The sequence below is a fragment of the Streptomyces sp. NBC_00080 genome, from assembly GCF_045041255.1.
Classification (GTDB): domain Bacteria; phylum Actinomycetota; class Actinomycetes; order Streptomycetales; family Streptomycetaceae; genus Streptomyces; species Streptomyces coriariae.
In genome coordinates this window covers 5,780,319-5,804,142 of sequence record NZ_CP108235.1, presented here as the reverse complement: position 1 = coordinate 5,804,142, position 23,824 = coordinate 5,780,319, and the positions used below count along the sequence as shown (strand labels likewise).

Genomic DNA, 23,824 nt, shown 5'->3' with positions numbered 1-23,824 from the left:
CCTACGCCCAGAGCTGGCCCTGGAGGGTCTCGATCGCTTCCTCCGTGGTGGCCGCGGTGTAGACGCCCGTGGACAGGTACTTCCAGCCGCCGTCCGCGACGACGAACGCGATGTCGGCGCTCTCCCCCGCCTTCAGCGCCTTCCTTCCGACGCCGATCGCCGCGTGCAGGGCCGCGCCCGTGGAGACGCCCGCGAAGATGCCCTCCTGCTGGAGGAGTTCGCGGGTGCGGGTCACGGCGTCCGCCGAGCCGACCGAGAAGCGGGTGGTGAGGACGGAGGCGTCGTACAGCTCGGGTACGAAGCCCTCGTCGAGGTTGCGCAGGCCGTAGACCAGGTCGTCGTAGCGCGGCTCGGCGGCGACGATCTTCACGTCCGGCTTGTTCTCGCGGAGGAATCGGCCGACGCCCATCAGCGTCCCCGTCGTGCCGAGGCCGGCGACGAAGTGGGTGATGGACGGGAGGTCGGCGAGGATCTCGGGTCCGGTGGTGGCGTAGTGCGCGCCCGCGTTGTCGGGGTTGCCGTACTGGTAGAGCATCACCCAGTCGGGGTGCTCGGCGGAGAGCTCCTTGGCGACCCGGACGGCGGTGTTGGAGCCGCCCGCGGCCGGGGAGGAGATGATCTCGGCGCCCCACATGCCGAGCAGGTCCCGGCGCTCCTGCGAGGTGTTCTCGGGCATGACGCAGACCATGCGGTAGCCCTTGAGCTTGGCCGCCATGGCGAGGGAGATGCCGGTGTTGCCGCTCGTCGGTTCCAGGATGGTGCAGCCGGGGGTGAGGCGGCCGTCCTTCTCGGCCTGCTCGACCATGTGCAGGGCGGGGCGGTCCTTGACCGAGCCGGTGGGGTTGCGGTCCTCGAGCTTCGCCCAGATGCGGACGTCGGCGGACGGCGAGAGCCGCGGCAGGCGCACCAGAGGGGTGTTGCCCACCGCGGCCAGCGGGGAGTCGTAACGCATGGGGTCCGGCGGCCGATCAGGCCATGCCGCCGGCCACGGCCGGCAGGATGGTCACGGTGTCGCCGTCGGTCAGCTTGGTGTCGATGCCGTCGACGAAGCGGACGTCCTCGTCGTTCAGGTACACGTTGACGAAGCGGCGCAGCTTTCCGTCGTCCACGATGCGGGCCTGGATGCCCGTGTGCCGGGTCTCGAGGTCGGTGAACAGGTCGGCGATGGTGTCACCGGTGCCCTCCACCGCCTTCTGACCGTCGGTGTACTGGCGGAGGATGGTGGGGATGCGGACCTCGATGGCCATGGTTCAGGGCTCCTGTCGGAAGGTGTGTGGGCGGCGCGGGTTCGTGCGTGTGTGGCTCCCCCACGCTCGGCTGCGCTCGCGCGGGCATGCCCCCATCGGCTCACGGCCGTACGGCGGCGGGTGGTGCGTCAACAGATGGCGCTGGCGAGCCTGCACAGGTCGACGTGCAGCCGCGCCACGAGCAGTGCGCCCGGCGTCTTCTCGCTCACGTCGTTCAGAACCATGGGCTCATCGTATCGATTCCCGGTCCGGCTCCCGGAATGTGATCCCACATCGCGGACGGCATGGGGCCGGGGAGTGAGATGTCACCGTGCCGCTAGGCCGACGCACGGCGCACCAGGCGGGTGGGGACGATCACGGACGGCCCGTCCGGCGACCCGTCCGGGGTGTCTTCCCGGGCCATCAGCAGCCGGGCCATCAGCCGGCCCATCTCCTCGATGTCCTGGTGGACGGTGGTGAGGGGCGGGTCGGTCGTCTCGGCGATGGAGGTGAGGTCGTCGAAGCCGACGACGGCCACGTCCTCGGGGACCCCGTGCCCGCGCTCCCGCAGGGTCTGCAGGGCGCCGGACGCCATGAGGTCGGAGGCGACGAACACGGCGTCGAGGCCGGGGTGGCGGTCAAGGAGTGCGGCCATGGCGTCGGCGCCGCCCTGCCGGGTGTAGTCGGCCCGCTCGACCAGGGGCGGCGCGCCGGTGTCGCGCAGCACGTCCCGGTATCCGGCCAGCCGGTCCGCGGCGGAGTTCTCCTGGTCGTAGGGCCCGGTGACGGTCGCGATCCGCCGCCGCCCGAGGGCGACCAGGTGCTGGACGGCCAGCCGGGCGCCGCCGCGGTTGTCGCCGTCGACGTGGGCCTGGCCGGGACGCACGGGGTCGCCGTCGCGCAGCAGCGGGCGGCCGCCGAAGACGGCGGGGAGGCCGAGCCGGTCGATGATCTCGGCCAGCCGGTCGCCGGGGCGCAGGGAGAACAGGATCGCGCCGTCGACATGGCCGCCGCCGAGGTAGTCGGCCACGCGCGCGTAGTCGTCGGGTTCCTCCAGGAACAGCAGGACGGCCTGGGCGCCGTGGAGTGCGAGTTCGCGACGGATGCCGCGCAGCAGGAGGTCGAAGAAGGGGTCGATGAAGAGCCGGTTCTCGGGCTGGGCGGCGACCACGGCGACGGCGTTCGTGCGGTGGGTGACGAGTTGCCGGGCACCCTGGTTGGGGACGTATCCCAGCTCGGAGATCACCCGGCGGACCCGCTCGACGACCTCCGCCCGGACCCGGGCCTCCCCGTTGATCACCCGGGACACGGTCGACTTCGAGACTCCCGACTGCCGGGCGACGTCTTCGAGCGTGGGCCGCCGTACGTGCGAGCGTTGCGTCAACACCATCTCCGTTGGGGCGAGTTGTGCGTGCACCTTGCGGAAACGGTAACCGTCGGGCGGGGGCGGCGCCGGGGCCCGCCCTAGACGACCGGCTTGCCCGTCAGTTCCACGCCGGCCGCGCGCAGTTCCTCCAGGGCCCGGTCGGTGCTCTCCTTGGCCACGCCGGCGGTGAGGTCCAGCAGGACCTGGGTGCGGAAGCCCTCCCGGGCCGCGTCCAGGGCGGTGGCGCGTACGCAGTGGTCGGTGGCGATGCCGACGACGTCCACCTCGTCGATCTGGCGGTCCCGCAGCCAGTCGCCCAGCGTGGCGCCGTTCTCGTCGGCGCCCTCGAAGCCGCTGTACGCGGCCGCGTAGGCGCCCTTGTCGAAGACGGCGTCGATGGCGCCGGAGGCGACGGCGGGCGCGAAGTTGGGGTGGAAGCCGACGCCCTCCGTGCCCGCCACGCAGTGCGCGGGCCAGGAGTGCACGTAGTCGGGGTTGTCGGCGAAGTGACCGCCTGGCGCGATGTGGTGATCGCGGGTGGCCACCACATGCCGGTAGCCGGCGGGCGCCTGCCCGATCAGCTCGGTGATGGCGGCGGCCACGTCGGCGCCGCCGGCCACCGCGAGGCTGCCTCCCTCGCAGAAGTCGTTCTGCACGTCTACGACGATCAAGGCGCGGCGCATGGTCGGTGTCCTTCGACTGAGGGTGAAGTAATTGAGCCTAGAGACTTTGTCGGCCCCGCGGGAGGGGGCGTCGCCCGGTGTGCGCCGGGTACACGCCCTAGTTACCCGGCAGGCCCTGTACATACTCCGTGGGAATGACGGGTTCCCCGCGCGACAGCTGGGTCGCGGAGAGGGGCAGGCCGGCGCGGACCGCGATGTGGCGGTCGCGGACGGTGTCCAGGGGCTCGCGGCCGACGACCTCGCCGCCCTTGACCAGCTCGACGAGCAGCTGGTGGCCGGCCAGTGCGGCGGGGACGGCGCCGGTGCCGACGACCTCGGCCTCGGCCACCCCGTGCGCGTCGGGCCGGCGCGCCGCCCACTTGCGGCCGCCGGTGGAGGTCTTGCCGCCGGAGGACTTCTTCGCCACCGGCACCAGCGGTGCCCGCGGGTCGGCGGATCCGGCGCGGGCGACCAGTTTGTAGACCATCGAGCAGGTCGGGTGCCCGGATCCGGTCACCAGCTGGGTGCCGACGCCGTACGCGTCGACGGGGGACGCGGCCAGTGAGGCGATGGCGTACTCGTCGAGGTCGGAGGTGACGACGATCCGGGTGCTCGTCGCGCCGAGCTCGTCGAGCTGCTGGCGCACCCGGTGGGCCACGAGGAGCAGGTCGCCGGAGTCGATGCGGACCGCGCCGAGCTCGGGTCCGGCGACGTCGACGGCCGTCCGGACGGCCTCGGCGACGTCGTACGTGTCCACGAGCAGGGTGGTGCCCCGCCCGAGCGAGTCGACCTGGGCCTGGAAGGCGTCCCGCTCGGTGTCGTGCAGGAGGGTGAAGGCGTGGGCGCTGGTGCCCACGGTGGGGATGCCGTAGCGGAAGCCGGCGGCCAGGTCGGAGGTGGTGGAGAAGCCGCCGATGTAGGCGGCGCGGGCGGCGGCGACCGCGGCCAGTTCGTGGGTGCGGCGGGCACCCATCTCGATCAGGGGGCGCTCGCCCGCGGCGGAGGACATCCGGGAGGCGGCGGCCGCGATCGCGGAGTCGTGGTTGAGGATGGAGAGGATCACGGTCTCGAGGAGCACGCACTCGGCGAAGGAGCCCTCGACGCGCATGATCGGCGAGCCCGGGAAGTAGACCTCGCCCTCCGGGTAGCCCCAGATGTCACCCGAGAAGCGGTATCCGGCGAGCCATTCCAGGGTCTCGTCGTCGACGATGTTCCGCTCGCGCAGGAAGCCGAGGACGTCCGCGTCGAACCGGAGGTTCTCGACGGCGTCCAGGACCCGCCCGGTGCCCGCGACGACGCCGTAGCGCCGGCCTTCCGGCAGCCGCCGGGTGAAGACCTCGAACACGCTGCGCCGTTCGGCCGTGCCCGCTTTCAGGGCTGCCTGGAGCATCGTCAGTTCGTACTGGTCCGTGAAGAGCGCCGTCGACGGAACATCCACCGGCAGCCCAAGGTCCGCTGTGTTCATGGCAATGGATCGTACTCCCTTTTCGTCGGTGTGACGATTTCCCGGATGCGTGGCAGCATGGGCTTGTGACGTCACCCGCTCCCCTTGAGATCGAACGCACCGAGTCGGCGGAGGAGGTCTTCGCCGTACCCGAGCCGGACGTCCCCTGGGTCACGATCGTGCACAACGACCCGGTCAACCTCATGAGCTACGTGACGTACGTCTTCCAGTCGTACTTCGGGTACAGCAAGGACAAGGCCACCAAGCTCATGATGGACGTCCACCACAAGGGCCGCGCCGTCGTCTCCAGCGGTTCGCGCGAGGAGATGGAACGCGACGTGCAGGCGATGCACGGATACGGCCTGTGGGCCACCCTCCAGCAGGACCGGAAGTAGCCTCCCCTCCTATGCCTGGACACTTCGAACCGCTCCCCGGCGGCGGCGCGGCCGTCGCACTCGACGACGTCGAGATCTCCATCATCCGGTCGCTGGCCGTGCAGCTCCTGGAGCTCATCGGCCCCGGCCCGGCCGAGGACGCCCCCGACGACCCGCTCGCCGAGCTCTTCGCCGACGGGCCGAGCGAGCCTCCCGCCGACCCGGTGCTGCGCCGCCTCTTCCCGGACGCCTACACCGACCCGGAGGGCACCCCGGGGCCGGAGCGGGCGGGCGAGCAGAAGGCGCACTCCGCCGAGTTCCGCCGCTACACCGAGAACGACCTGCGGGCCGGCAAGCGCGAGAACGCCCTCACGGTGGTCCGCTCGCTGGACGAGCTGGCCTCCGAGGCGGCCGGCACGGGCGGGGCGGTGCTGAAGCTGACGCCTCAGGAGTCCCAGCAGTGGCTCCGCGCGCTGAACGACCTGCGCCTCGCGATCGGCTCCCGCCTGGAGATCACCGACGAGGACGACACCGATCTCCTCTACCGGCTGCCGGACGAGGACCCGCGCAAGCCGATGGTGATGGCGTACCTGTGGCTGGGCGGACTCCAGGAGACCCTGGTCACGACCCTTCTGCCCTGATTCCTTCGCTTTTTTGTTCGCTCAGAGGACGCTCAAATCCGGATAACGATCGCGTCAACGCGACGGCCGGGAGTGTCCTCTTTGTGTCTCGTTCATCCGCTTCTTCTTGTGTCGTGCGCCACAGCCCTCCCGGGCGATCCATATTGCGGGCGTGATAAATCTTCACGACCGCCCGGCGAACACCACCCGCATGTTCGGCCGGGTGCGCCACCGAGCCGGTTGATCGCCGGCCAGGCATCGCTCCATCAATCCGGGGGGATCGAAACCCGATCCGAGGCCGACGAGAGGCCCGGTTCGGCATGGAGAAAGGCGCACCACACATGACCTCTGAGAAGGTCACTGACACCGCTGTCACTGACACTCCCGAAGAGGGGTACGAGCGCGGACTCGGCAGCCGCCAGGTCCAGATGATCGCGATCGGCGGCGCCATCGGCGTCGGGCTCTTCCTGGGGGCCGGGGCGAACATCGCCAAGGCCGGTCCCAGCCTCATCCTGATGTACGCCCTCGCGGGCGGGATCATCTTCTTCATCATGCGGGCACTGGGCGAGCTGCTGCTCTACCGCCCGGTCTCGGGTTCCTTCGCGGAGTACTCGCGCGAGTTCCTCGGCCCGTTCTTCGGCTACTTCACCGGCTGGACGTACTGGCTGATGTGGGTCGTGACCGGTATGGCCGAGCTGACGGCCGCCGCGATCTACGTCAACTACTGGTTCCCGGCCGTCCCCCAGTGGGTGACCGCACTGGTCTTCCTGGTGATCCTGTTCGGGGTCAACCTGATCTCCGTGAAGCTCTTCGGTGAGCTGGAGTTCTGGTTCTCGATGGTGAAGGTCACCGCGCTGATCGGCATGATCGTCATCGGCCTGGGCGTCCTCACCTTCGGCTTCAGCAGCGCCGGCGACACGGCCGCGGTCTCCAACCTGTGGGCCTTCGACGGCTTCTTCCCCAAGGGCGTCGGCTCGTCCCTGATGACCCTCCAGGGCGTCATGTTCGCCTACCTCGCGGTCGAGCTGGTCGGTGTCACGGCGGGCGAGTCGCAGGACCCGGAGAAGACCCTGCCGAAGGCGATCAACACCCTGCCGTGGCGAATCGCGCTGTTCTACGTCGGCGCGCTCACGGTCATCCTCTGCGTCGTGAAGTGGACGGAGTTCGCGCCGGGCGTGAGCCCGTTCGTCGAGGCGTTCGCGAAGATCGGCATCCCGGCGGGCGCCGGCATCGTGAACTTCGTCGTGCTGACGGCGGCCCTGTCCTCCTGCAACTCGGGCATGTACTCCACGGGCCGGATGCTGCGGAACCTGGCCGACAGCGGCGAGGCCCCCGCGGTCTTCCGCAAGCTGTCGTCGACGAAGACCCCCGCCTTCGGCATCACGGTCTCGGTGCTGTTCATGGGCATCGGCGTGGTCCTGAACTACGTCGTCCCCGAGAAGGCCTTCGGCTACGTCACCTCGGTGGCCACCGCGGCCGGCATCTGGACCTGGCTGATGATCCTGATCAGCCACGTCCTGTACCGCCGCGCGGTCGTCGCGGGCCGGCTGCCGGCCTCGTCCTTCCCGGCCCCGGGCGGCTCGGCGTTCAGCTGGGTGGCCATCGCCTTCCTGCTCTTCGTCACCGGCCTGATCGCGTACGACGCCGACTCCCGGGTCTGCCTCTACGTGATGGCGGGCTGGGCGGTCGCGCTCGGCATCGGCTGGGCGGTCCTGAAGGGCCGCAACCCGGACATCACCGAACGGCGCGAGCCGGAGTTCGAGAAGGTCGGCTGACCGACCGGTCGACCACCCCCGGGACGTCCGGCCGCAGGGAGCACTCGTGGCGCCCCCTGCGGCAGCCGCTCAGGACGTCCGCGATGTGGGCCGTTCCGTACCACTCCCCGGTACGGAACGGCCCCTTTGCTTATCCTGGCGACCATGCTGACCATCACCCAGGCCCTGCACGACCAGATCGTCGCCCACGCGCGCAAGGACCACCCCGACGAGGCGTGCGGCGTGGTCGCGGGTCCGGCGGGCACGGACCGCCCGGAACGTTTCATCCCGATGCTGAACGCGGCCATGTCGCCCACGTTCTACGAGTTCGACTCGGGCGACCTGTTCAAGCTCTACCGCGAGCTGGACGACCGCGACGAGGATCCGGTGATCATCTACCACTCCCACACCGCCACGGAGGCGTACCCGTCCCGCACGGACATCTCGTACGCGAACGAGCCGGGCGCGCACTACGTGCTGGTGTCGACGGCGGACACGGACGGCGGGGGCGAGTTCCAGTTCCGCTCGTTCCGCATCGTGGACGCGGTGGTCACGGAGGAGGACGTACGGGTCGTCGAGGCGTACTGAGGCGCGCACCGCGTTCCGGTGGCGCCCGCGCCTAGGCGGCCGCCGCCGTGCCCCGCAGCAGCGAGCGGATGGGGCGCCACAGCTCCGGTGCGGCCACGACGTCGATCGGGACACCGTTGCCGGGGGCCGTGCGCCAGATCAGGCCGTCCGGGTGGTGGAGCACCGCCGTGACCTCGTCCGGGGTGGGTGGCGCCGCGTTGCCGCGCAGGTAGACGGCCCGCAGGCCCAGGTTGCGGAGCCTGGTCAGGGCTCGGGCCCGGTTCTGGGCGTGGACCAGCACGCGGACGTCCGTGGAGGGGCCCGGCAGGCCCTCTCGGGCGGTGGGGCTGGGCAGGTTCAACGCCACCACCACCATGCCGTCGGGCAGCTTGCAGAAGCCTCCTGCGGCCATGCGGTCACACCCCCGTGCGCGTCGGTATCGAGGTCGTCGCCGGGGCCGGCGCCGAGGTCGCTGTCGATGTCGGTGTCGATGCAGGTGTCAATAAGAAGGGCACAGGAGGCACCTAAACACGATCGGCGGCAACCCGCCAGAGGGGTTGCCGCCGATACGCGTCTGACCTGCTAAAACATCGACTACTTGGTCGACGGACCGACCTTCACCTTGATCGTGGAACCGCTGAGCGGCTCGTTGACGATCTTGATCGAGGTGTTGGTGTCAGTGACCTTGACGCCCGCGAGCGGGGTCGTCGCGTCGTAGTACGTGGACTTGCCGTCGTCGAAGACCGGGACACCCGGACGCGACTTGATCTTGACCGCGACGTCCGCCTTGTGCAGCGTGATCGCGTCCGTCCGGTACCGGCTGAAGGGCGAGTCGAAGCTCTGCAGTCGGGCGTTCATCGCGGAGCCGTCGGCCCACTTCAGCGCGGTCGGGTGCGAGTCGACCGGAAGGATCAGGCCCTCACCCGGGTGCTGGCTGGTGTTGTCGTCCGCCTGCGAGGTGTCCCACTTCCAGATCAGCAGACCGTTCTGGTAGGCGTAGTGCTCCACCCAGTCGGGCCGGGTCGTCGAGAAGCCGAAGTTGTACGGGCCGACCTTGAGGGTCTTGTCGTACGACACGTACTGGCGGTTCTCGGCGATGTAGTACTGGGCGTAGTCGTCCGTGATGGACGCGCCGATCCGGGAGAAGCCGGTCGCCGTCCACGCCGCGTCCGCGGTCTCCGCGTTGTCGGAGAACAGCGTGGCACCGTCCGCCGTCACCTTGATCTCGTCGGCCGCGAAGCCCTTCTGGGCCACGCCGCCGTCGGTGGCGTACCGGAAGCGGAGGCTGATCTTCTGGCCCGCGTAGGCGTTCAGCGGGAAGGTCAGCTTCTGGTAGGCGTCGACCGTGCCGGTGAGGGCGGGCTTGCCGCTGCCGTCGCGCGGGATGGCGCTGCCGTCGGCCAGGGTGCCGTCGACCGGCGTCCAGTTGGCGCCGTCGGTGGAGACCTCGGTGTACAGGTAGTCGTAGTCCTGCTCGATGTCCCACCAGCCGTCCAGGGACAGCGAGGCCGACGTCCTGCCGGTCAGGTCGACCGCGCGGGTCAGGGTGTTGCGCAGGTCGTCGCCGCTGCCGCTCCACCACTGCGTGGCGCCCTCGGCCGGGGCGACCACCTCGGTGGTGACCTCCTTCTCCGGCAACTGGACCACGAGGGCCTGGGCGTTCTTGGTGTTGTACTCCGCGACGCCGAGCGTGTGCGTGGACTTCACGCCCGCCTTGGCCACGTCGTAGTCCAGCCAGCCCAGCTGGAGCTTGTCCCAGGCGTTCATGTCGCCGGGAAGGTTGCCGATGGCCTCCTTGCCGGTGCCGAGCCAGGAACCGGACGACATCAGCGTCCAGAAGCCGGTGGAGTTCTCGCCGCCGCCGGAGGTGTCGTACTCGTCCGGCAGGCCGAGGTCGTGGCCGTACTCGTGCGCGTAGACGCCGAGTCCGCCGTTCTCCGGCTGGATGGTGTAGTCGCCGACCCAGATGCCGGTGTCGCCGACCTGGGCGCCGCCGAGCTTGTTGGTGTCCGGGCCGGTGGAGCCGGCGTCGGTGCCGAAGGCGTACCAGCGGTGTGCCCAGATGGCGTCCTCGCCCTGGGCGCCGCCGCCCGCGGACTCGTCCTCGCCGGCGTGCACGATCTGGAAGTGGTCGATGTAGCCGTCCGACTCGTTGAAGTCGCCGTCGCCGTCGTAGTCGTAGCGATCCCACTGGTCGAACTCGGCCAGCTCCGCCTTGATCTCGGCGGCGGTGGCGCCGGCCGCCTCACGCTCGGCGACCCAGGCGTTGACGCCGTCCTGGACCGCGTACCAGGCGCCGGTGGAGGCGTTGTTGGAGCCGTACCGGGCCTCGTTGTAGGGGACCTTGACCCAGTCGGTCACCTCGCCGTCGACCGAGTAGCGGCCCGAGGACTGCTTCTCGTAGTACTTCTTCAGCGACTCGGTGTTCTTGCCGGTGCCGAAGTACAGCTCCTGGAAGTGCTTCTGGTTGTAGTCCGCCTGCCAGGCGGTGGAGTTGTCCTTGCTGCGGTCCGGCGCGGCTATCTGGTTGTGCAGCGGGCCGGCCGTGCCGCCGTAGCGGCTGTCGACCTGGTCGCCGAACTCGACGAGGATCGTGAAGATCTTGTCGGTCTTCTCGCGGCCGAGCTCGACGTACTTGCTGTCGCCCTTCCGGCTCTTGAGCTGGACGACCTTCGAGCCGTCCCGGTTCTTGACCGATGCCTCGCCGGATATGACCTGCTCGATGGCCTCCTCGCGCTGCGCCTCCTGGGTCTTGCTGAGCGGGCCGTCGAAGTCGTGCTCCTTGGCCTTGGCCGGCTGCGGGTCCTGCCGGTCCACCGCCGGGGCCTTCGCCGAGGTGTTGTCGGCAGCCTGTGCCACGGCGAACGTCGAGAACGTCGCCGAGGCCGCCGCAAGGGCGACGACCGTGGCGGCCGTCCTGAACGTCCAGGATCTACTGGTCACTTGATGTCCTCCCACGCACGCGTCCGGACGCGCGGAAAGGGGGGATCCCTGTCAAGGAAGGTCCGCGCGCTGTTATACGCGTGTAGTCAAGTGACGCCATTTGACTACTGGTTTACGAGAAAAGACAGACCTTGACTTGAACAAGTCAACTGCATTATTGGGAGCGTGTGTTCGCATTGCGGACATGCGACTGTAACGTGACGGAGGCCTCGACAGGCGCGCAGGACAGTCCACTTGATGGACGCCATGACTCCGTGCGCCCCCTGTGCACCGGCACCGTGGGTTAGGTCACGCTTACCGTTCGTTCCGCTCGGGCATGCAGCCGAATAGAGTCGAGACCGCCCCCGCTTCCGAGGACACCGATTGCCATGCCTCGTCCGACTGTCGCACAGCTCACGTACGGTTCCTGCACCGTCATCTGCTCGACGCTCGCCATGCTGCTGCTGTCACAGACGAGTTCGGGCCCCGGCATCGCGGTCGTCGTCGTCGCCGCGGTCGCGCTCGGCGTGCTCGTCGCCATGACGGTGCCGGTGCCGAAGCCGTCCAGGGCCCCCGTGGCCCGCTCCACGACCCGTTCCGTGATCCGACCCGCGGCCCGCTCCACGGCGAGCGTGCCCGCGAGCCGGCCCGAGCCCGTCACCGTTCCCGCGCGCGCCCCCGTGCACGCTTCGGTCCGGGCTTCGGTCGCCTCCGCTTCCGAGCCCGTCCGGGAGCCCACGGCCCCCTGACACACGTGCGCAGAGACGGAGGGCCCGCACCTCGTGGTGCGGGCCCTCCGTCGTGCGCGCGGCCGGCTCACCGCGTGCTGACCACCACCGTCTTGGCCGCCTTGTCGTGCAGACCCTGCTTGTAGGGCTTGTCGAAGTAGCTCCAGCCGCCGCAGATCGCCGTCCACACACAGGCGCAGCAGAAGGCGAACGGCACCCACAGCACCAGGGCGCGGATCAGCGAGGTCTGCGCGGAGGGCGTGGAGCCGTTGTCGAGGTTGGCCACCCGCATGCCGAGCCACTTCTTGCCCAGCGTCTGGCCCGACTTGGCGGTCAGGATCGTGTCGTACGCGACGTACAGGATCGCGGCGAGGAGTTCCCGCCCGAAGGTCTTGCCGAACTCGATGTCGTCCGCGTCCACCGTGTACTGCGCGACCCCGAAGGCCCAGGCCAGCAGGGACACCACGATGAAGACGAGGATCATGTCGATGATCCGGGCCAGCGTGCGCTTGCCGCTGTCGGCGAGCGGGGGCATCCCGGAGAGCGGGTCGGCCGGGTAGCCGCCGTAGGGGTCGCCGCCCTGCGGACCCCCGCCGTACGGACCGCCACCGAAGGGCGGGGGCTGACCCGCCCCACTGCCGTACGGATCGTGCGATGCGTCGTACGGCGAGCCCTGCCCCGCACCGGACGGGGGCTGACCCTGACCGTACGGGGGCTGCGGGGGCTCCTGCTGCGGGGGCCGCTTCCTGAACGGGTCGTCCTCCGGCGGCTCGCCGCCGCCGGAGCCGGGGGGCGGTTCGGTGGTCATGCCCCCGAGTCGACCGCGAACCCGCGGACTCCGCACCCGGCGAGCGGCCGTCCGGGGGACGGGGCGCCCGGACGCGGAGGCACGCAGGTGCGGCCTTACGGGGGTGCGGCCCTACCGCGGCCCTACCGGGGGTGCCGGGTACAGGGGTGTGGGTATCAGCCGGCGACGAACGTGTGCGCCGCCTTGTCGTGCCAGCACTGCCGCCACGGCCTGTCGAACAGGCCCCATACGACGCCCACCACACCGACGACGAGCAGACCGGGCACGCTGTAGACGAGCCAGCGGCTCAGCGCCGCCCGGAAGGACGGGGGTTCGCCGCCCTCGATGTCCCGCACCTGCAGACCGAACAGCTTCTTGCCCAGCGTGCGGCCCCACTTCGCGGTCGGCACGGCTTCGTACACGATCCCGAAGACCAGCAGTACGGCGAGGACGATCCCGAGGTACACCGACGTCGTGCCGTCGAGCAGCCAGACGGTGACGGTCTCTCCGGTGAGCTTGGCGGCGTCGACCTTCGCGGTCACATGGTCGAGGGCCTTCACTCCCAGCGGCACGGCGGCGGCCGCGGTGACGGCCGCGACGACGAGCGTGTCCACGAGCCGGGCTGCCAGTCGCTTGCCGAGGCCCGCGGGACGGGCCTCGGACGCCCGCCGGGCGGCCGCCTGGAAGATGTCGTCGACCGGCGGCTTCCAGGGTGCGACGGGCCCGTCCTCGGCTCCCGCGAGCTGGTGCACCTGCTGCGCCCACGAGGACTGCCCGCCGCCGGGACCGGCGGCCATCGGCACGGCGCCCTGCGGGGACCGCGCCTGGGGGCCGCCGGCTTGCTGGGGCACGCTCGGAGCGCCCTGCTGGGGGCCGGGGGCGGACGCGGGCGCCTGGGCGCCGGGTTGCGCGGCCGGGAACCCCGCGGGGCCCTGCGGAGCCGGAGCCGGAACGGGCGCGGGGGCCGGAACGGGCGCGGGGGCGGGAGCGGGTGCGGGGGCCGGTGCGGCGGCCGCGACGTGGGCCGGGCCCTGCGGGGCCGGGACGCCCGGGGGCTGACCCGCCGCCGCACGGTCGGCGGCCGCCTTGCCGGCTCCGAAGCCGGGCTTGGCGGGGGCGGCGCCTGGTCCGGCCGGCGCCCCGACCGGACCCTGCGCGCCGAAGGCGGCGGAAGCGGCCGGGGCGGCTGGGGCTGGGTCGCCGAACGCAGGGGTCGCGGGGGCTCCAGGGGTCCCGGGGGCCGACGCGGGGCCGGGGCCCTGGGCGGCGGCGGGGAACGCGGGCGCGTTGCCCGCCGGGCCGGGCGTGCCCGTCGGCCGCGCGCCGGACGCGCCGTCCTGGTGGCCGGTGCGCGGGGCCGGCGCGCGGAAGGTGACCGTGCCCTCGTCGGGGACGAGCCCCGGGGGGCCGGAGGTACCGGACGCGGGGGCGGCGCCGCCGCCCGCCGTCGGCCGGCGGAAGACGAACGTACCCCCGGAGACCACGTCCCCGGCGGCGGCGTCTTCCTCCGGTTCCGCGGGCGGGATCGTCGACGTGCCGTCCGTGCTCGTGGACACGCCCTCGGGCTGCGCCGGGGCGGGCGAGGGCACCCTCGGGTCGGCGCCCTGCGGGGCGCCCCAGGAGACCCGGCGGTCCTGGTCGCCGCCGAAGCCGGACTGGTGGGCACGGTCGGCGCCCCACGCGGAGGCGGGCTCGGGACGACCGCCGTACGGGTCCGCCGGTGCCGGGTCCTCGTCGAAGAAGTGCGGGCCGGTCTCCTCCACGGAGGCCTGCGGCGCGCCGGACGGGGGCGTGAGCGGGCGGCCGTCGGAGGGCGCCGGCCGGCTGGTGCCCGGTACCCAGGAGGCACCGTTCCAGTACCGGACGTATCCAGGGATGGACGGGTCCGGGTAGTACCCCTCGCGGGGCCTGTCGTCGCCGGGTGCCGGGGTTGGGGCGCTCATGTCCGTCGTCCCGTATCTGCTCGGGGGTGGGATGGGGGGCTCCACATCTATCAGACCGACGCAAGCCCCACTGCCAGTCCTGTCGGACCCGCCCCTTTCCGGGCAACCCCGTGCACGCTCTTCACACGTTCGGAACGCCCGCCGAAGCCCGGGACCCGAACCCGCCGAAAAAAGTTCTCCGAACCCGCGTAATGGTTCCGGGCCGGGCCGCTCTCCACTCGTACGGGCCCACCGCGGGTCCGCGCGAGGTCCGTCTCGAGAGGGGAACCGACATGCATCACACCGTGGTGGAACGCGAACTGGAGCTCAAGCTGATCCTGTCGCCGGAGCGCAGCATCCCGGTCCCGGCCCGGCTGGCCTACCGCAGCGACGACCCGTTCGCCGTCCACGTCGCCTTCCACATCAACTCCGAGCACCCGGTCGACTGGACGTTCGCCCGTGAACTGCTCGTGGAGGGCGTGTTCCGGCCGTGCGGGCACGGGGACGTGCGGGTGTGGCCGACGAAGGTGGAGGGGCGCAGCGTCGTGCTGATGGCGCTGAGCTCGCCCGACGGGGACGCGCTTCTCGAGGCGCCCGCGGCGCAGGTGTCCGCCTGGCTGGAGCGGACGCTGCGGGTGGTGCCGCCGGGTACCGAGGGTGAGCAGCTCGGCATCGACGACGGCCTGGCCGAGTTGCTCGCCCCGACTCCCGCGGACGACCTGTGGCTGTGCGACCCGTGGCCGTCGGACGAGTCCGTGGACGGGGAGTGAGGCGCGGCCCCGGGTCACGGCCCCGGTGCCGGTCGCGGTCGCCGTCGCGGCGGTGTCAGAACAGTTTGCCGGGGTTGAGGATGCCCAGCGGGTCGAAGGCCGCCTTGACCGCCCGCTGCATCTCCACCCCCACCGGGCCGATCTCGCGTGCCAGCCACTCCTTCTTCAGCACGCCCACGCCGTGCTCGCCGGTGATGGTGCCGCCGAGTTCCAGGCCGAGGCCCATGATCTCGTCGAAGGAGTCGCGGGCGCGCCGGCACTCGTCGGGGTCCGCCGCGTCGAAGCAGACCGTGGGGTGGGTGTTGCCGTCGCCCGCGTGGGCGACGACCCCGATGGTCAGCCGGTGCTTCTCCGCGATGCGCTCGACGCCTTCGAGCATCTCGCCGAGCCTGGACCGGGGCACGCACACGTCGTCGATCATCGTCGTGCCCTTGACGGCCTCCAGGGCGACGAGCGACGACCGCCGTGCCTGGAGCAGGAGTTCGGACTCGGCGAAGTCGTCGGCGGGGACCACCTGGGTGGCGCCGGCCGCCTCGCACAGCGCGCCGACGGCGGCGAGGTCGGCGGCCGGGTCGGGGGTGTCGAAGGCGGCCAGCAGCAGGGCCTCGGTGGTCTCCGGGAGCCCCATGTGGGCCAGCTCGTTGACGGCTCTGACCGTCGTGCGGTCCATGAGTTCGAGGAGGGACGGGACGTGTCCGCCGGCCATGATCCGGCACACCGCGTCGCAGGCGGCGGCCCCGGACGCGAACTCGGCCGCCAGCACCAGCTGCCGCGGCGGCTGCGGCCTGAGCGCGAGGACCGCCCGGACGACGATGCCCAGCGAGCCCTCCGAGCCCACGAACAGGCGGGTGAGGTCGTATCCGGCGACGCCCTTCGCCGTGCGGCGGCCGGTGGTCATCAGACGGCCGTCGGCGAGCACGACGTCCAGGCCGAGGACGTACTCGGCCGTCACCCCGTACTTGACGCAGCACAGCCCGCCCGACGCGGTGCCGATGTTGCCGCCGATCGTGCACATCTCCCAGCTGGAGGGGTCGGGCGGGTAGTAGAGGCCGTGTTCGTTGACCGCGCGGGAGAGCGCGGCGTTGACGACGCCCGGTTCGACGACGGCGATCCGGTCGACCGGGTTGATCTCGATGATCCGGTCCATCTTCGTCAGGGAGAGGACGACGCAGCCCTCGGAGGCGTTGGCGGCCCCGGACAGTCCGGTGCGGGCGCCCTGCGGGACGACCGGGACACGCAGCTCGGTCGCCGTGCGCATGACGTGCTGGACCTCTTCGACGGTGCGCGGCAGCACCACCGCGGCGGGGATGCCGGCCGGGCAGAAACTGGCCATGTCGTTGGCGTAGGCGCCCGTGATGTCCGGGTCGGTGAGGACGGCCTCGGGGGGCAGGCCGACGAGCAGACGGTCGACGAGGTGACGGCTCATGATCACAGGTTCGCACCCGGGGCCATCGGTGTGAACCCCGTCCGCCCGACCCTTCGGCTGACGTCATACGGTCGTCGTACTGACGCACAGTGAGCGCCATGGAGAACAGCGCCATGGAGAACGCAGAGCGCGCCGCCGAAGAGCGCACCGCCCCCGAAGCGGCCGCCGCGGGCGACGCGGCTCCCGCGGCCACCGGCACGGTTTCCCGGTTGCGTCGGCGGCTGCTCGTCGGCTCGCTCGTGGGGTGTCTCGCGCTGGGCGGCGGAGTGCTGCTGTGCCTGCCCGGTGGGCAGCCCGCGGTGCGTCGGGCGCCCGCGGCGGCTCCGGGGGCGCAGGCGGGCACGGCGGTCCGTGCGGGGGTGCCGGCCGCGTTGCCGGATCTGGCGGTGCTGATCGACGAGCGCGAGAGCCGGGTGCGGGCGCATCCACGGGACGCGCGGTCCTGGGCGGTGCTGGGCACGGCCTACCTCGAGCAGGGTCGGCGCACCGCCGATGCCGCCGCCCTGTACCCGAAGGCCGAGCAGGCGTTGCGGACCTCGCTGAAGGTGCGCCCGAAGGCCAACGCCGAGGCCCTCGACGGTCTGGCGGCGCTGGCGAACGCGCGCCGTGACTTCCGGGCGGCCCTGTCCTTCGGCGAGGCCGCGCGCAGGCTGGCGCCGAAGCGCTGGACGACGTATCCGCAGCTGATCGACGCGTACACGGGCCTCGGCGACCACAAGAAGGCCCGCAAGGCCCTCGACTCGCTGACGGCGCTGCACTCCGGTCCTGCCGTGCGGGCCCGGGCGGCGGGCGTCTACTGGGACCGGGGCTGGCGTGAGGACGCGCAGGCCGCGCTGGCCGACGCGGCGGCCGGTGCCTCCTCCCCCGCCGAGCAGGCGGCCTGGCTGGAGCGGGCGGGGCAGCTGGCCTGGGAGCGCGGTGAGCGGGCGGACGCCCTGCGGCACTTCCAGGAGGCGGTCAGGATCGACCCCGACCAACGGGCCGCGCAGGCCGGGCAGGGGCGGGCGCTGGCGGCTCTGGGGCGGACCTCGGAGGCGTTGAACGCGTACCAGGTGGCGCTCGCCAAGCAGCCGTCGCCGGGTTACGCGCTGGAGCTGGGCGAGCTGTACGAGTCGCTTGGGCTCACGCAGGCGGCGCGCGTGCAGTACGACCTGCTGCGGGCCCGGGTGCGGCAGGACGCGACGGGCGGGGTGGACGGGCAGCTGGTGCTCGGCCGGTTCGAGGCCGACCACGGGGATCCGGCCTCGGCGGTACGGCGGCTGCGGGCCGAGTGGCGCCTGCAGCCGGGGATCGCGGTCGCGGACGCGCTGGGCTGGGCGCTGCACCGGGCCGGGGACGACAAGGAGGCGCTGAAGTTCGCCATGATCGCCACCGACCGCGTGCACGGGGGCGCCATGCACAGCGCGCCGTACATGTACCACCGGGGCATGATCGAGCGGGCGCTGGAGATGCCGGGGCCGGCCCGGCGGCACCTCCAGGAGGCCTTGCAGATCAACCCGTACTTCTCGCCGCTGCTCGGCCCGGTGGCCCGGGCGGCGGTGGCCCGGCTGGGCGGCGAACCGGCCCCGGCCGAGCTGCCCGAGTAGGGCTCGCACCGCCACCCTCCGGCACCGCCGCCCACCCCGATCGACGCGTCGCGGGTGCCCGGCGCGTCGCGGGTGATCAGCGCCGTCACGCGTGATCAGAGCCGTTACGGGTTGCCGCGCTACAGGTTGCCGCGCTTCTCCTGCTCGCGCTCGATCGCCTCGAACAGGGCCTTGAAGTTGCCCTTGCCGAAGCCCATCGAGCCGTGCCGTTCGATGATCTCGAAGAAGACGGTCGGCTTGTCCTGGACCGGCTTGGTGAAGATCTGGAGCAGATAGCCGTCCTCGTCGCGGTCGGCGAGGATCTTCAGCTCGCGCAGGGTCTCGACCGGGACGCGGGTGTCGCCGACCCACTCGCCGAGGGTGTCGTAGTAGGAGTCGGGGGTGTCGAGGAACCGGACCCCGGCCGCCCGCATCGTCCGTACCGTCTGCACGATGTCGTTGGTGTTGAGCGCGATGTGCTGGACGCCGGCGCCGCCGTAGAACTCCAGGTACTCGTCGATCTGGGACTTCTTCTTGGCGATGGCGGGCTCGTTGATCGGGAACTTGACCTTGAGCGTGCCGTCCGCGACGACCTTCGACATCAGGGCGCTGTACTCGGTGGCGATGTCGTCGCCCACGAACTCCTTCATGTTCGTGAAGCCCATGACCTTGTTGTAGAAGCCGACCCACTCGTTCATCCGGCCGAGTTCGACGTTGCCGACGCAGTGGTCGATCGCCTGGAAGGTGCGGTGGGCGGGCGGTTCGACGATCGGCTCGGCGACGGCGAAGCCGGGGAGGTAGGGGCCGTCGTAGCCGGAGCGGTCGACGAGGGTGTGGCGGGTCTCGCCGTAGGTGGCGATCGCGGCGAGGACGACGGTGCCGTGCTCGTCCTTCAGCTCGTACGGCTCGGCGACCGAGCGGGCGCCGTGCTCGATCGCGTAGGCGTACGCGGCCCGCGCGTCGGGGACCTCGATGGCCAGGTCGACGACGCCGTCGCCGTGCTCGGCCACGTGCCGCTCGAGGAAGTGGCCGTGGCTGGTGGCGGCCTTGATGACGGAGGTCAGGACGAAGCGGGCCGAGCCGTTGGTGAGCACGTACGAGGCGGTCTCGCGGCTGCCGGTCTCCGGTCCGGAGTAGGCGACCAGCTTCATGCCGAAGGCGGTGGAGTAGTAGTGCGCCGCCTGTTTGGCGTTGCCCACGGCGAAGACGACCGCGTCCATTCCCTTGACCGGGAAGGGGTCGGCCTGCCGGGCGGTGTCGGGAGTGTGGTGTGTGGTCTGCGTCATAGCCGAAGCCTCGCGCCGGGCAGCAAGGTGCGCAATAGTTCGCTTCATGGCTGGGCAATGTGTTCAGCGGTACGGCGGTTTCGACCGGCTTTCTGTACAGGGTGACCATCTCGGAGGCGGGCGGGTATGGCGATCGACCGACTGGACGGCCGGATCATCGTGTTGCTGGCCCGGGAACCGCGCCTGGGGGTGTTGGAGATGTCCCGGCGGCTGGGAGTGGCCCGGGGGACGGTGCAGGCGCGGCTCGACCGGCTTCAGTCGAATGGAGTCATCCGGGGATTCGGCCCCGAGGTCGATCCGGCGGCGCTCGGCTACCCGGTCACGGCGTTCGCCACGCTTCAGATCCGGCAGGGACAAGGAGCCGACGTACGGGCCCACTTGGGGACCGTGCCGGAGGTGCTGGAGCTGCACACCACCACCGGCAGCGGGGACATGCTGTGCCGGCTGGTGGCCCGCTCCAACGCCGATCTCCAGCGGGTGATCGACCTGGTCGTCGGTTTTGATGGCATTGTCCGGGCCTCCACCGCGATCGTGATGGAGAACCCCGTTCCGCTGCGGATCATCCCGCTGGTGGAGCAGGCGGCCGAGGACGACCGGGACAGGCCCTGACCCAGCGGACCTGACCCGGAGCTGGTCCGGGTCGGGTCGACATGGGGCGGTGAGGGCGCGTGAGCTTCTGGGAGTACCTGGGCAACCGTCACCAGCAGTTGCTCACCGACGCCTACCAGCAGGCCAGCCTCGTCTTCCAGTGCATGCTCATGGCGACCGCGATCGGTGTCGTGATCGGGGTCGTCACCTACCGCAGCGGCTGGGCGGGCAACCTCGCCACCCTCGGCACCTCGGCGATCCTGACCGTCCCGTCGCTCGCGATGATCGGTCTGCTGATCCCGCTCGTGGGGCTCGGCGTACCGCCGACGGTGATCGCGCTGACCCTGTACGGACTGCTGCCGGTGGTGCGCAACGCGATCGTGGGGCTGCGCGGCGTCGATCCCACGCTCGTGGACGCGGCCAAGGGCATCGGGATGTCCTCGGCGATGCGGCTGCTGCGGGTCGAGCTGCCGCTGGCCTGGCCGCCGATCCTGACCGGTATCCGGGTCTCGACACAGATGCTGATGGGCATCGCGGCCATCGCCGCCTACGCCTCCGGGCCCGGCCTGGGCAACGAGATCTTCCGCGGCATCGCCTCGCTCGGCAGCAAGAACGCGCTCAACCAGGTCCTGGCGGGCACGCTCGGGATCATCGTCCTGGCCCTGCTGTTCGACGCCGCGTACGTCCTCATCGGACGGCTGACGATTCCCAGGGGGATCCGTGTCTGAGACCGAGTCCGGGGGCGGCGCCCACGGGGCGACGATCGAGCTGGTGAACCTCACCAAGCGCTATCCGGGCAACCCCAACCCCGCAGTCGACAACGTCACCATGGAGATCAAGGCGGGCGAGACCGTCATCTTCGTCGGCCCGTCGGGCTGCGGGAAGTCGACCACACTGAAGATGATCAACCGGCTGATCGAGCCGAGCGGCGGCCGGATCCGGATCGACGGCGAGGACGTCACCGACATCGACCCGGTGAAGCTGCGCCGCAAGGTCGGGTACGCGATCCAGTCGTCCGGGCTTTTCCCGCACATGACGGTCGCGCAGAACATCGCGCTCGTGCCGAAGATGATCGGCTGGCCGAAGGGCCGGATCCGGGACCGGGTGGAGGAGATGCTCGACCTGGTCGGGCTCGACCCCGGCGAGTTCCACGGCCGCTATCCGCGCCAGTTGTCCGGCGGGCAGCAGCAACGGGTCGGTGTGGCACGGGCGTTGGCGGCGGATCCGCCCGTCCTGCTGATGGACGAGCCGTTCGGCGCGGTGGACCCGATCACCCGCGACCACCTCCAGGACGAGCTGATCCGGCTCCAGCACGAGCTGCACAAGACGATCGTGTTCGTCACCCACGACTTCGACGAGGCGATCAAGCTGGGCGACCGGATCGCGGTGCTGCGCGAACGCTCGCACATCGCCCAGTTCGACACCCCGGAGGCGATCCTCACCAACCCGGCGGACGACTTCGTGTCCGGGTTCGTCGGGGCGGGGGCGGCGCTGAAGCGGCTCAACCTGAGCCGGGTACGGGACGTGGAGATCACCGACTACCCGACGGTGACCGTCGACGACCCGCTCCAGACCATCTTCAACAAGCTCCGCTCCAGCGGCACGAACGAGATCCTGCTCCTCGACCAGCGCAGACGCCCCTACAAGTGGCTGCGCCGCGGGGACCTGATGCGGGCCAGGGGCTCGCTGGCGCGGGCCGGAACCCTGGTCAGCGACACGGTGACGAAGGACGCCACCCTGCGGGACGCGCTGGAGGCGGTGCTGACCGACAACACCGGGCGGGTCGCGGTCACCGGGCGGCGGGGCGAGTACACCGGGGTCGTCGACATGGAGACGCTGCTGAACTCCGTGCACGAGCTGCTGGAGGCCGACCGGTTGGAGGCGCTGGAGGCCCAACACGAGCTGGAGGAGGCCCGGGCCGCGCAGACGCACGCGGAACAGGAGGGCCCGGGCGGGGAGGCGAAGGCGTGAGCACCCCCGACCTGCACGAGATCGCCGGCCCGGAAGGGACTCCCGGGCCGCGGGACGAGGCCGAGGACGGGCTGCAGGAGTCCAGGACCCCACCGGCGCCGCCCCGCCGTCGCCTCACCTGGCAGAAACTGACCTTTCTGCCCGCCTTCCTCGTCGCCCTGCTGCTCGCGACCTGGCTGTGGTTCCAGCAGGCGGACCTGGACCCGATCTCGGAGAACGCGCTGTCGAACGGGCAGGTGTCCAAGGCGCTGTGGCAGCAGGTGCAGCTCACGGTGATCTCCACCTTCTTCGTGCTGATCATCGCGATCCCGCTCGGCATCCTGCTGACCCGGGGTTCGCTGCGCAGGGCGACACCGTTCGCGATGGCCGTCGCCAACATGGGGCAGGCGACGCCCGCCATCGGTCTGCTCGCCCTGCTGGTGATCTGGCTGGGCACGGGCACGAAAGCCGCTCTGATCGGCATCATCGCCTACGCGATCCTGCCGGTGCTCGCGAACACCATCGCGGGCCTGAAGTCGAACGACCCGACGCTGCTGGAGGCGGCCCGTGGCATCGGGATGTCCGCGCTGGGCGTGCTCCGCAAGGTCGAGCTGCCGCTGGCCGTCCCGCTGATCCTGGCCGGCGTGCGGACGGCCCTCGTCCTCAACGTGGGCACGGCGACCCTGGCGACCTTCGGCGGGGGCGGCGGCCTGGGCGTGCTGATCACCACCGGCATCACCAACCAGCGCATGCCGGTGCTGGTGCTGGGCTCGATCCTCACCGTCTCGCTGGCACTGCTCGTCGACTGGCTGGCCTCACTGGCGGAAGTGCTGCTGCGGCCGCGGGGGTTGGAGGTGGACTCGTGAAGCGCTCCCGCCCGGTGATCGCCGGGGTGCTGGTGGCACTGACCTGTGGGCCGGCCGGGTGCGGGCTCACCAGCGGCTCCCCCATGGTCGACGACGTCTCGCCCGGGTCGATCGGACAGGGCGAGCCGCTCAAGGGCGCCGATCTCACCGTGACGTCCAAGTCGTTCACCGAGAACCTCATCCTCGGCGCGATGATGGGCATCGCCTTCCAGGCGGCCGGCGCGGACGTCCTGGACCGCACCGGCATCCAGGGCTCCATCGGCTCGCGCGAGGCGGTCAGGAACGGCGACGCCGACGCCATGTACGAGTACACGGGCACCGCCTGGATCACCTACCAGGGCAACAGCGAACCCATCACCGATCCGCAGGCGCAGTGGCAGGCCGTGCACGACGCCGACCTGGAGAACGGCGTGACCTGGCTGCCTCCGTCGAGGCTGAACAACACGTACGCGCTGGCCATGAACCAGGCCAACTTCAAGAAGTACCGCACCAGGACGCTGTCGCAGGTGGCCGCGCTGTCGAAGTCCGACCCGAAGGCCGTGACGCTCTGCGTGGAGAGCGAGTTCGCCAACCGCGCGGACGGGCTGCCCGGCATGGAGAAGGCGTACGGGATGGCCGTGTCGGCGTCGCGGATCACGCAGATGGACACCGGGATCATCTACACCCAGGTCCAGAAGGGGACATGCACCTACGGGGAGGTGTTCACCACCGACGGGCGCATCAAGTCCATGAACCTGGTGGTGATGGCCGACGACAAGAAGTTCTTCCCCAACTACAACGCGGCTCCCGTGATCAACTCCAAGGCGCTGAAGAAGTGGCCGGCGATCGCGAAGGTCATCGACCCGGTGACGAAGAAGCTGGACAACACGGTGGCCCAGGACCTGAACGCCAAGGTGGACGTCGACGGGGAGGATCCCCACCAGGTGGCCCTGGACTGGATGAAGAAGGAGGGGTTCGTGAAGTAGGGGCGAACTCCGCCGGCGGAACGCCGCCGACCGACG

24 protein-coding genes are annotated in these 23,824 nt (G+C 71.0%); 12 read left to right on the top strand and 12 right to left on the bottom strand.

The window, feature by feature from the left end:
* Position 1: 1 nt before the first annotated feature.
* The 6 genes from OHU34_RS25930 to OHU34_RS25905 all read right to left on the bottom strand — a co-directional run bounded on the left by OHU34_RS25930 (position 2) and on the right by OHU34_RS25905 (position 4,719).
* Positions 2-952, bottom strand: a complete 951-nt coding sequence (locus OHU34_RS25930; protein ID WP_020132208.1) for a PLP-dependent cysteine synthase family protein — start codon at positions 950-952, stop codon at positions 2-4.
* Positions 953-968: 16 nt separating this feature from the next.
* A complete protein-coding gene (locus tag OHU34_RS25925) occupies positions 969-1,247 on the bottom strand; it encodes a MoaD/ThiS family protein (protein ID WP_054240212.1) in 279 nt (92 codons plus the stop codon).
* A gap of 128 nt (positions 1,248-1,375) precedes the next feature.
* A complete protein-coding gene (locus OHU34_RS25920; protein WP_020132206.1) occupies positions 1,376-1,471 on the bottom strand; it encodes a putative leader peptide in 96 nt (31 codons plus the stop codon).
* Between the two features lie 92 nt (positions 1,472-1,563).
* The gene (locus OHU34_RS25915) at positions 1,564-2,616 is read right to left on the bottom strand and encodes a LacI family DNA-binding transcriptional regulator (protein ID WP_405768517.1); all 1,053 of its coding nucleotides are present in this window, start codon (positions 2,614-2,616) and stop codon (positions 1,564-1,566) included.
* Between the two features lie 74 nt (positions 2,617-2,690).
* Complete coding sequence (locus tag OHU34_RS25910) at positions 2,691-3,275, bottom strand: isochorismatase family protein (RefSeq protein ID WP_020132204.1); 585 nt, start codon at positions 3,273-3,275, stop codon at positions 2,691-2,693.
* Between the two features lie 97 nt (positions 3,276-3,372).
* Positions 3,373-4,719 (bottom strand): nicotinate phosphoribosyltransferase, encoded by a 1,347-nt coding sequence (locus tag OHU34_RS25905; RefSeq protein WP_230195593.1) that lies wholly within the window; start codon positions 4,717-4,719, stop codon positions 3,373-3,375.
* A gap of 65 nt (positions 4,720-4,784) precedes the next feature.
* Between OHU34_RS25905 and clpS the strand changes: the two genes are divergently transcribed.
* The 4 genes from clpS to OHU34_RS25885 all read left to right on the top strand — a co-directional run bounded on the left by clpS (position 4,785) and on the right by OHU34_RS25885 (position 8,034).
* A complete protein-coding gene (gene clpS, locus OHU34_RS25900; protein ID WP_020132202.1) occupies positions 4,785-5,093 on the top strand; it encodes an ATP-dependent Clp protease adapter ClpS in 309 nt (102 codons plus the stop codon).
* Positions 5,094-5,104: 11 nt separating this feature from the next.
* Complete coding sequence (locus tag OHU34_RS25895; protein ID WP_142264549.1) at positions 5,105-5,713, top strand: DUF2017 domain-containing protein; 609 nt, start codon at positions 5,105-5,107, stop codon at positions 5,711-5,713.
* A 320-nt stretch (positions 5,714-6,033) separates the two neighbouring features.
* Positions 6,034-7,467, top strand: a complete 1,434-nt coding sequence (locus OHU34_RS25890; protein ID WP_142264550.1) for an amino acid permease — start codon at positions 6,034-6,036, stop codon at positions 7,465-7,467.
* A 144-nt stretch (positions 7,468-7,611) separates the two neighbouring features.
* A complete protein-coding gene (locus OHU34_RS25885) occupies positions 7,612-8,034 on the top strand; it encodes a Mov34/MPN/PAD-1 family protein (protein WP_020132199.1) in 423 nt (140 codons plus the stop codon).
* Positions 8,035-8,065: 31 nt separating this feature from the next.
* Here OHU34_RS25885 and OHU34_RS25880 read toward each other — a convergent pair whose 3' ends face one another.
* Both OHU34_RS25880 and OHU34_RS25875 read right to left on the bottom strand, forming a co-directional pair.
* Positions 8,066-8,425, bottom strand: a complete 360-nt coding sequence (locus tag OHU34_RS25880; protein ID WP_142264551.1) for a hypothetical protein — start codon at positions 8,423-8,425, stop codon at positions 8,066-8,068.
* A gap of 182 nt (positions 8,426-8,607) precedes the next feature.
* Positions 8,608-10,956, bottom strand: a complete 2,349-nt coding sequence (locus tag OHU34_RS25875; RefSeq protein ID WP_142264552.1) for an immune inhibitor A domain-containing protein — start codon at positions 10,954-10,956, stop codon at positions 8,608-8,610.
* Between the two features lie 368 nt (positions 10,957-11,324).
* Here OHU34_RS25875 and OHU34_RS25870 point away from each other — a divergent pair, with 368 nt between their 5' ends.
* A complete protein-coding gene (locus OHU34_RS25870) occupies positions 11,325-11,684 on the top strand; it encodes a hypothetical protein (protein WP_020132196.1) in 360 nt (119 codons plus the stop codon).
* A 67-nt stretch (positions 11,685-11,751) separates the two neighbouring features.
* Here the strand turns inward: OHU34_RS25870 and OHU34_RS25865 are convergent, their stop codons facing one another.
* A complete protein-coding gene (locus OHU34_RS25865) occupies positions 11,752-12,471 on the bottom strand; it encodes an RDD family protein (RefSeq protein WP_142264553.1) in 720 nt (239 codons plus the stop codon).
* Between the two features lie 155 nt (positions 12,472-12,626).
* Positions 12,627-14,393 carry an RDD family protein gene (locus tag OHU34_RS25860; protein WP_405768511.1) on the bottom strand — a complete coding sequence of 589 codons (1,767 nt, stop codon included), beginning with the start codon at positions 14,391-14,393 and terminating at the stop codon, positions 12,627-12,629.
* A 272-nt stretch (positions 14,394-14,665) separates the two neighbouring features.
* On the opposite strand from OHU34_RS25860, the gene OHU34_RS25855 reads away from it, so the two are divergent.
* Entirely contained in the window at positions 14,666-15,142 is a 477-nt protein-coding gene (locus OHU34_RS25855) for an SsgA family sporulation/cell division regulator (protein WP_142264555.1), read from the top strand.
* A 55-nt stretch (positions 15,143-15,197) separates the two neighbouring features.
* Here OHU34_RS25855 and OHU34_RS25850 read toward each other — a convergent pair whose 3' ends face one another.
* Entirely contained in the window at positions 15,198-16,568 is a 1,371-nt protein-coding gene (locus OHU34_RS25850; protein ID WP_052183890.1) for an FAD-binding oxidoreductase, read from the bottom strand.
* A 98-nt stretch (positions 16,569-16,666) separates the two neighbouring features.
* Here OHU34_RS25850 and OHU34_RS25845 point away from each other — a divergent pair, with 98 nt between their 5' ends.
* Positions 16,667-18,154, top strand: a complete 1,488-nt coding sequence (locus OHU34_RS25845) for a lipopolysaccharide assembly protein LapB (protein ID WP_142264557.1) — start codon at positions 16,667-16,669, stop codon at positions 18,152-18,154.
* A 119-nt stretch (positions 18,155-18,273) separates the two neighbouring features.
* Here OHU34_RS25845 and hppD read toward each other — a convergent pair whose 3' ends face one another.
* Complete coding sequence (hppD, locus tag OHU34_RS25840; protein WP_142264558.1) at positions 18,274-19,419, bottom strand: 4-hydroxyphenylpyruvate dioxygenase; 1,146 nt, start codon at positions 19,417-19,419, stop codon at positions 18,274-18,276.
* A gap of 126 nt (positions 19,420-19,545) precedes the next feature.
* On the opposite strand from hppD, the gene OHU34_RS25835 reads away from it, so the two are divergent.
* The 5 genes from OHU34_RS25835 to OHU34_RS25815 are packed head-to-tail and all read left to right on the top strand — an operon-like array spanning position 19,546 to position 23,788.
* On the top strand, positions 19,546-20,028 hold the full coding sequence (locus OHU34_RS25835; protein ID WP_142264559.1) for an Lrp/AsnC family transcriptional regulator: 483 nt from the start codon (positions 19,546-19,548) through the stop codon (positions 20,026-20,028).
* 59 nt (positions 20,029-20,087) lie between these two features.
* Positions 20,088-20,735, top strand: a complete 648-nt coding sequence (locus OHU34_RS25830; protein WP_020132437.1) for an ABC transporter permease — start codon at positions 20,088-20,090, stop codon at positions 20,733-20,735.
* The gene (locus tag OHU34_RS25825; protein WP_142264560.1) at positions 20,728-21,978 is read left to right on the top strand and encodes a betaine/proline/choline family ABC transporter ATP-binding protein; all 1,251 of its coding nucleotides are present in this window, start codon (positions 20,728-20,730) and stop codon (positions 21,976-21,978) included. The genes OHU34_RS25830 and OHU34_RS25825 overlap by 8 nt, the downstream gene beginning before the upstream one ends.
* Positions 21,975-22,823 (top strand): ABC transporter permease, encoded by an 849-nt coding sequence (locus OHU34_RS25820; protein WP_372481744.1) that lies wholly within the window; start codon positions 21,975-21,977, stop codon positions 22,821-22,823. The genes OHU34_RS25825 and OHU34_RS25820 overlap by 4 nt, the downstream gene beginning before the upstream one ends.
* Positions 22,820-23,788: a glycine betaine ABC transporter substrate-binding protein gene (locus OHU34_RS25815; RefSeq protein ID WP_405768505.1), complete on the top strand. Its 969-nt coding sequence runs from the start codon at positions 22,820-22,822 to the stop codon at positions 23,786-23,788. The genes OHU34_RS25820 and OHU34_RS25815 overlap by 4 nt, the downstream gene beginning before the upstream one ends.
* The last annotated feature ends 36 nt before the right edge of the window (positions 23,789-23,824 follow it).

What these genes read in the sequence shown, in the direction of transcription:
- OHU34_RS25930 (WP_020132208.1), bottom strand. Translation starts at nt 952, where the DNA reads ATGCGTTACGACTCCCCGCTGGCCGCGGTGGGCAACACCCCTCTGGTG.
- OHU34_RS25925 (WP_054240212.1), bottom strand. Translation starts at nt 1,247, where the DNA reads ATGGCCATCGAGGTCCGCATCCCCACCATCCTCCGCCAGTACACCGAC.
- OHU34_RS25920 (WP_020132206.1), bottom strand. Translation starts at nt 1,471, where the DNA reads ATGGTTCTGAACGACGTGAGCGAGAAGACGCCGGGCGCACTGCTCGTG.
- OHU34_RS25915 (WP_405768517.1), bottom strand. Translation starts at nt 2,616, where the DNA reads ATGGTGTTGACGCAACGCTCGCACGTACGGCGGCCCACGCTCGAAGAC.
- OHU34_RS25910 (WP_020132204.1), bottom strand. Translation starts at nt 3,275, where the DNA reads ATGCGCCGCGCCTTGATCGTCGTAGACGTGCAGAACGACTTCTGCGAG.
- OHU34_RS25905 (WP_230195593.1), bottom strand. Translation starts at nt 4,719, where the DNA reads ATGAACACAGCGGACCTTGGGCTGCCGGTGGATGTTCCGTCGACGGCG.
- OHU34_RS25895 (WP_142264549.1), top strand. Translation starts at nt 5,105, where the DNA reads ATGCCTGGACACTTCGAACCGCTCCCCGGCGGCGGCGCGGCCGTCGCA.
- OHU34_RS25890 (WP_142264550.1), top strand. Translation starts at nt 6,034, where the DNA reads ATGACCTCTGAGAAGGTCACTGACACCGCTGTCACTGACACTCCCGAA.
- OHU34_RS25885 (WP_020132199.1), top strand. Translation starts at nt 7,612, where the DNA reads ATGCTGACCATCACCCAGGCCCTGCACGACCAGATCGTCGCCCACGCG.
- OHU34_RS25880 (WP_142264551.1), bottom strand. Translation starts at nt 8,425, where the DNA reads ATGGCCGCAGGAGGCTTCTGCAAGCTGCCCGACGGCATGGTGGTGGTG.
- OHU34_RS25870 (WP_020132196.1), top strand. Translation starts at nt 11,325, where the DNA reads ATGCCTCGTCCGACTGTCGCACAGCTCACGTACGGTTCCTGCACCGTC.
- OHU34_RS25865 (WP_142264553.1), bottom strand. Translation starts at nt 12,471, where the DNA reads ATGACCACCGAACCGCCCCCCGGCTCCGGCGGCGGCGAGCCGCCGGAG.
- OHU34_RS25860 (WP_405768511.1), bottom strand. Translation starts at nt 14,393, where the DNA reads ATGAGCGCCCCAACCCCGGCACCCGGCGACGACAGGCCCCGCGAGGGG.
- OHU34_RS25855 (WP_142264555.1), top strand. Translation starts at nt 14,666, where the DNA reads ATGCATCACACCGTGGTGGAACGCGAACTGGAGCTCAAGCTGATCCTG.
- OHU34_RS25850 (WP_052183890.1), bottom strand. Translation starts at nt 16,568, where the DNA reads ATGAGCCGTCACCTCGTCGACCGTCTGCTCGTCGGCCTGCCCCCCGAG.
- OHU34_RS25845 (WP_142264557.1), top strand. Translation starts at nt 16,667, where the DNA reads ATGGAGAACAGCGCCATGGAGAACGCAGAGCGCGCCGCCGAAGAGCGC.
- hppD (WP_142264558.1), bottom strand. Translation starts at nt 19,419, where the DNA reads ATGACGCAGACCACACACCACACTCCCGACACCGCCCGGCAGGCCGAC.
- OHU34_RS25835 (WP_142264559.1), top strand. Translation starts at nt 19,546, where the DNA reads ATGGCGATCGACCGACTGGACGGCCGGATCATCGTGTTGCTGGCCCGG.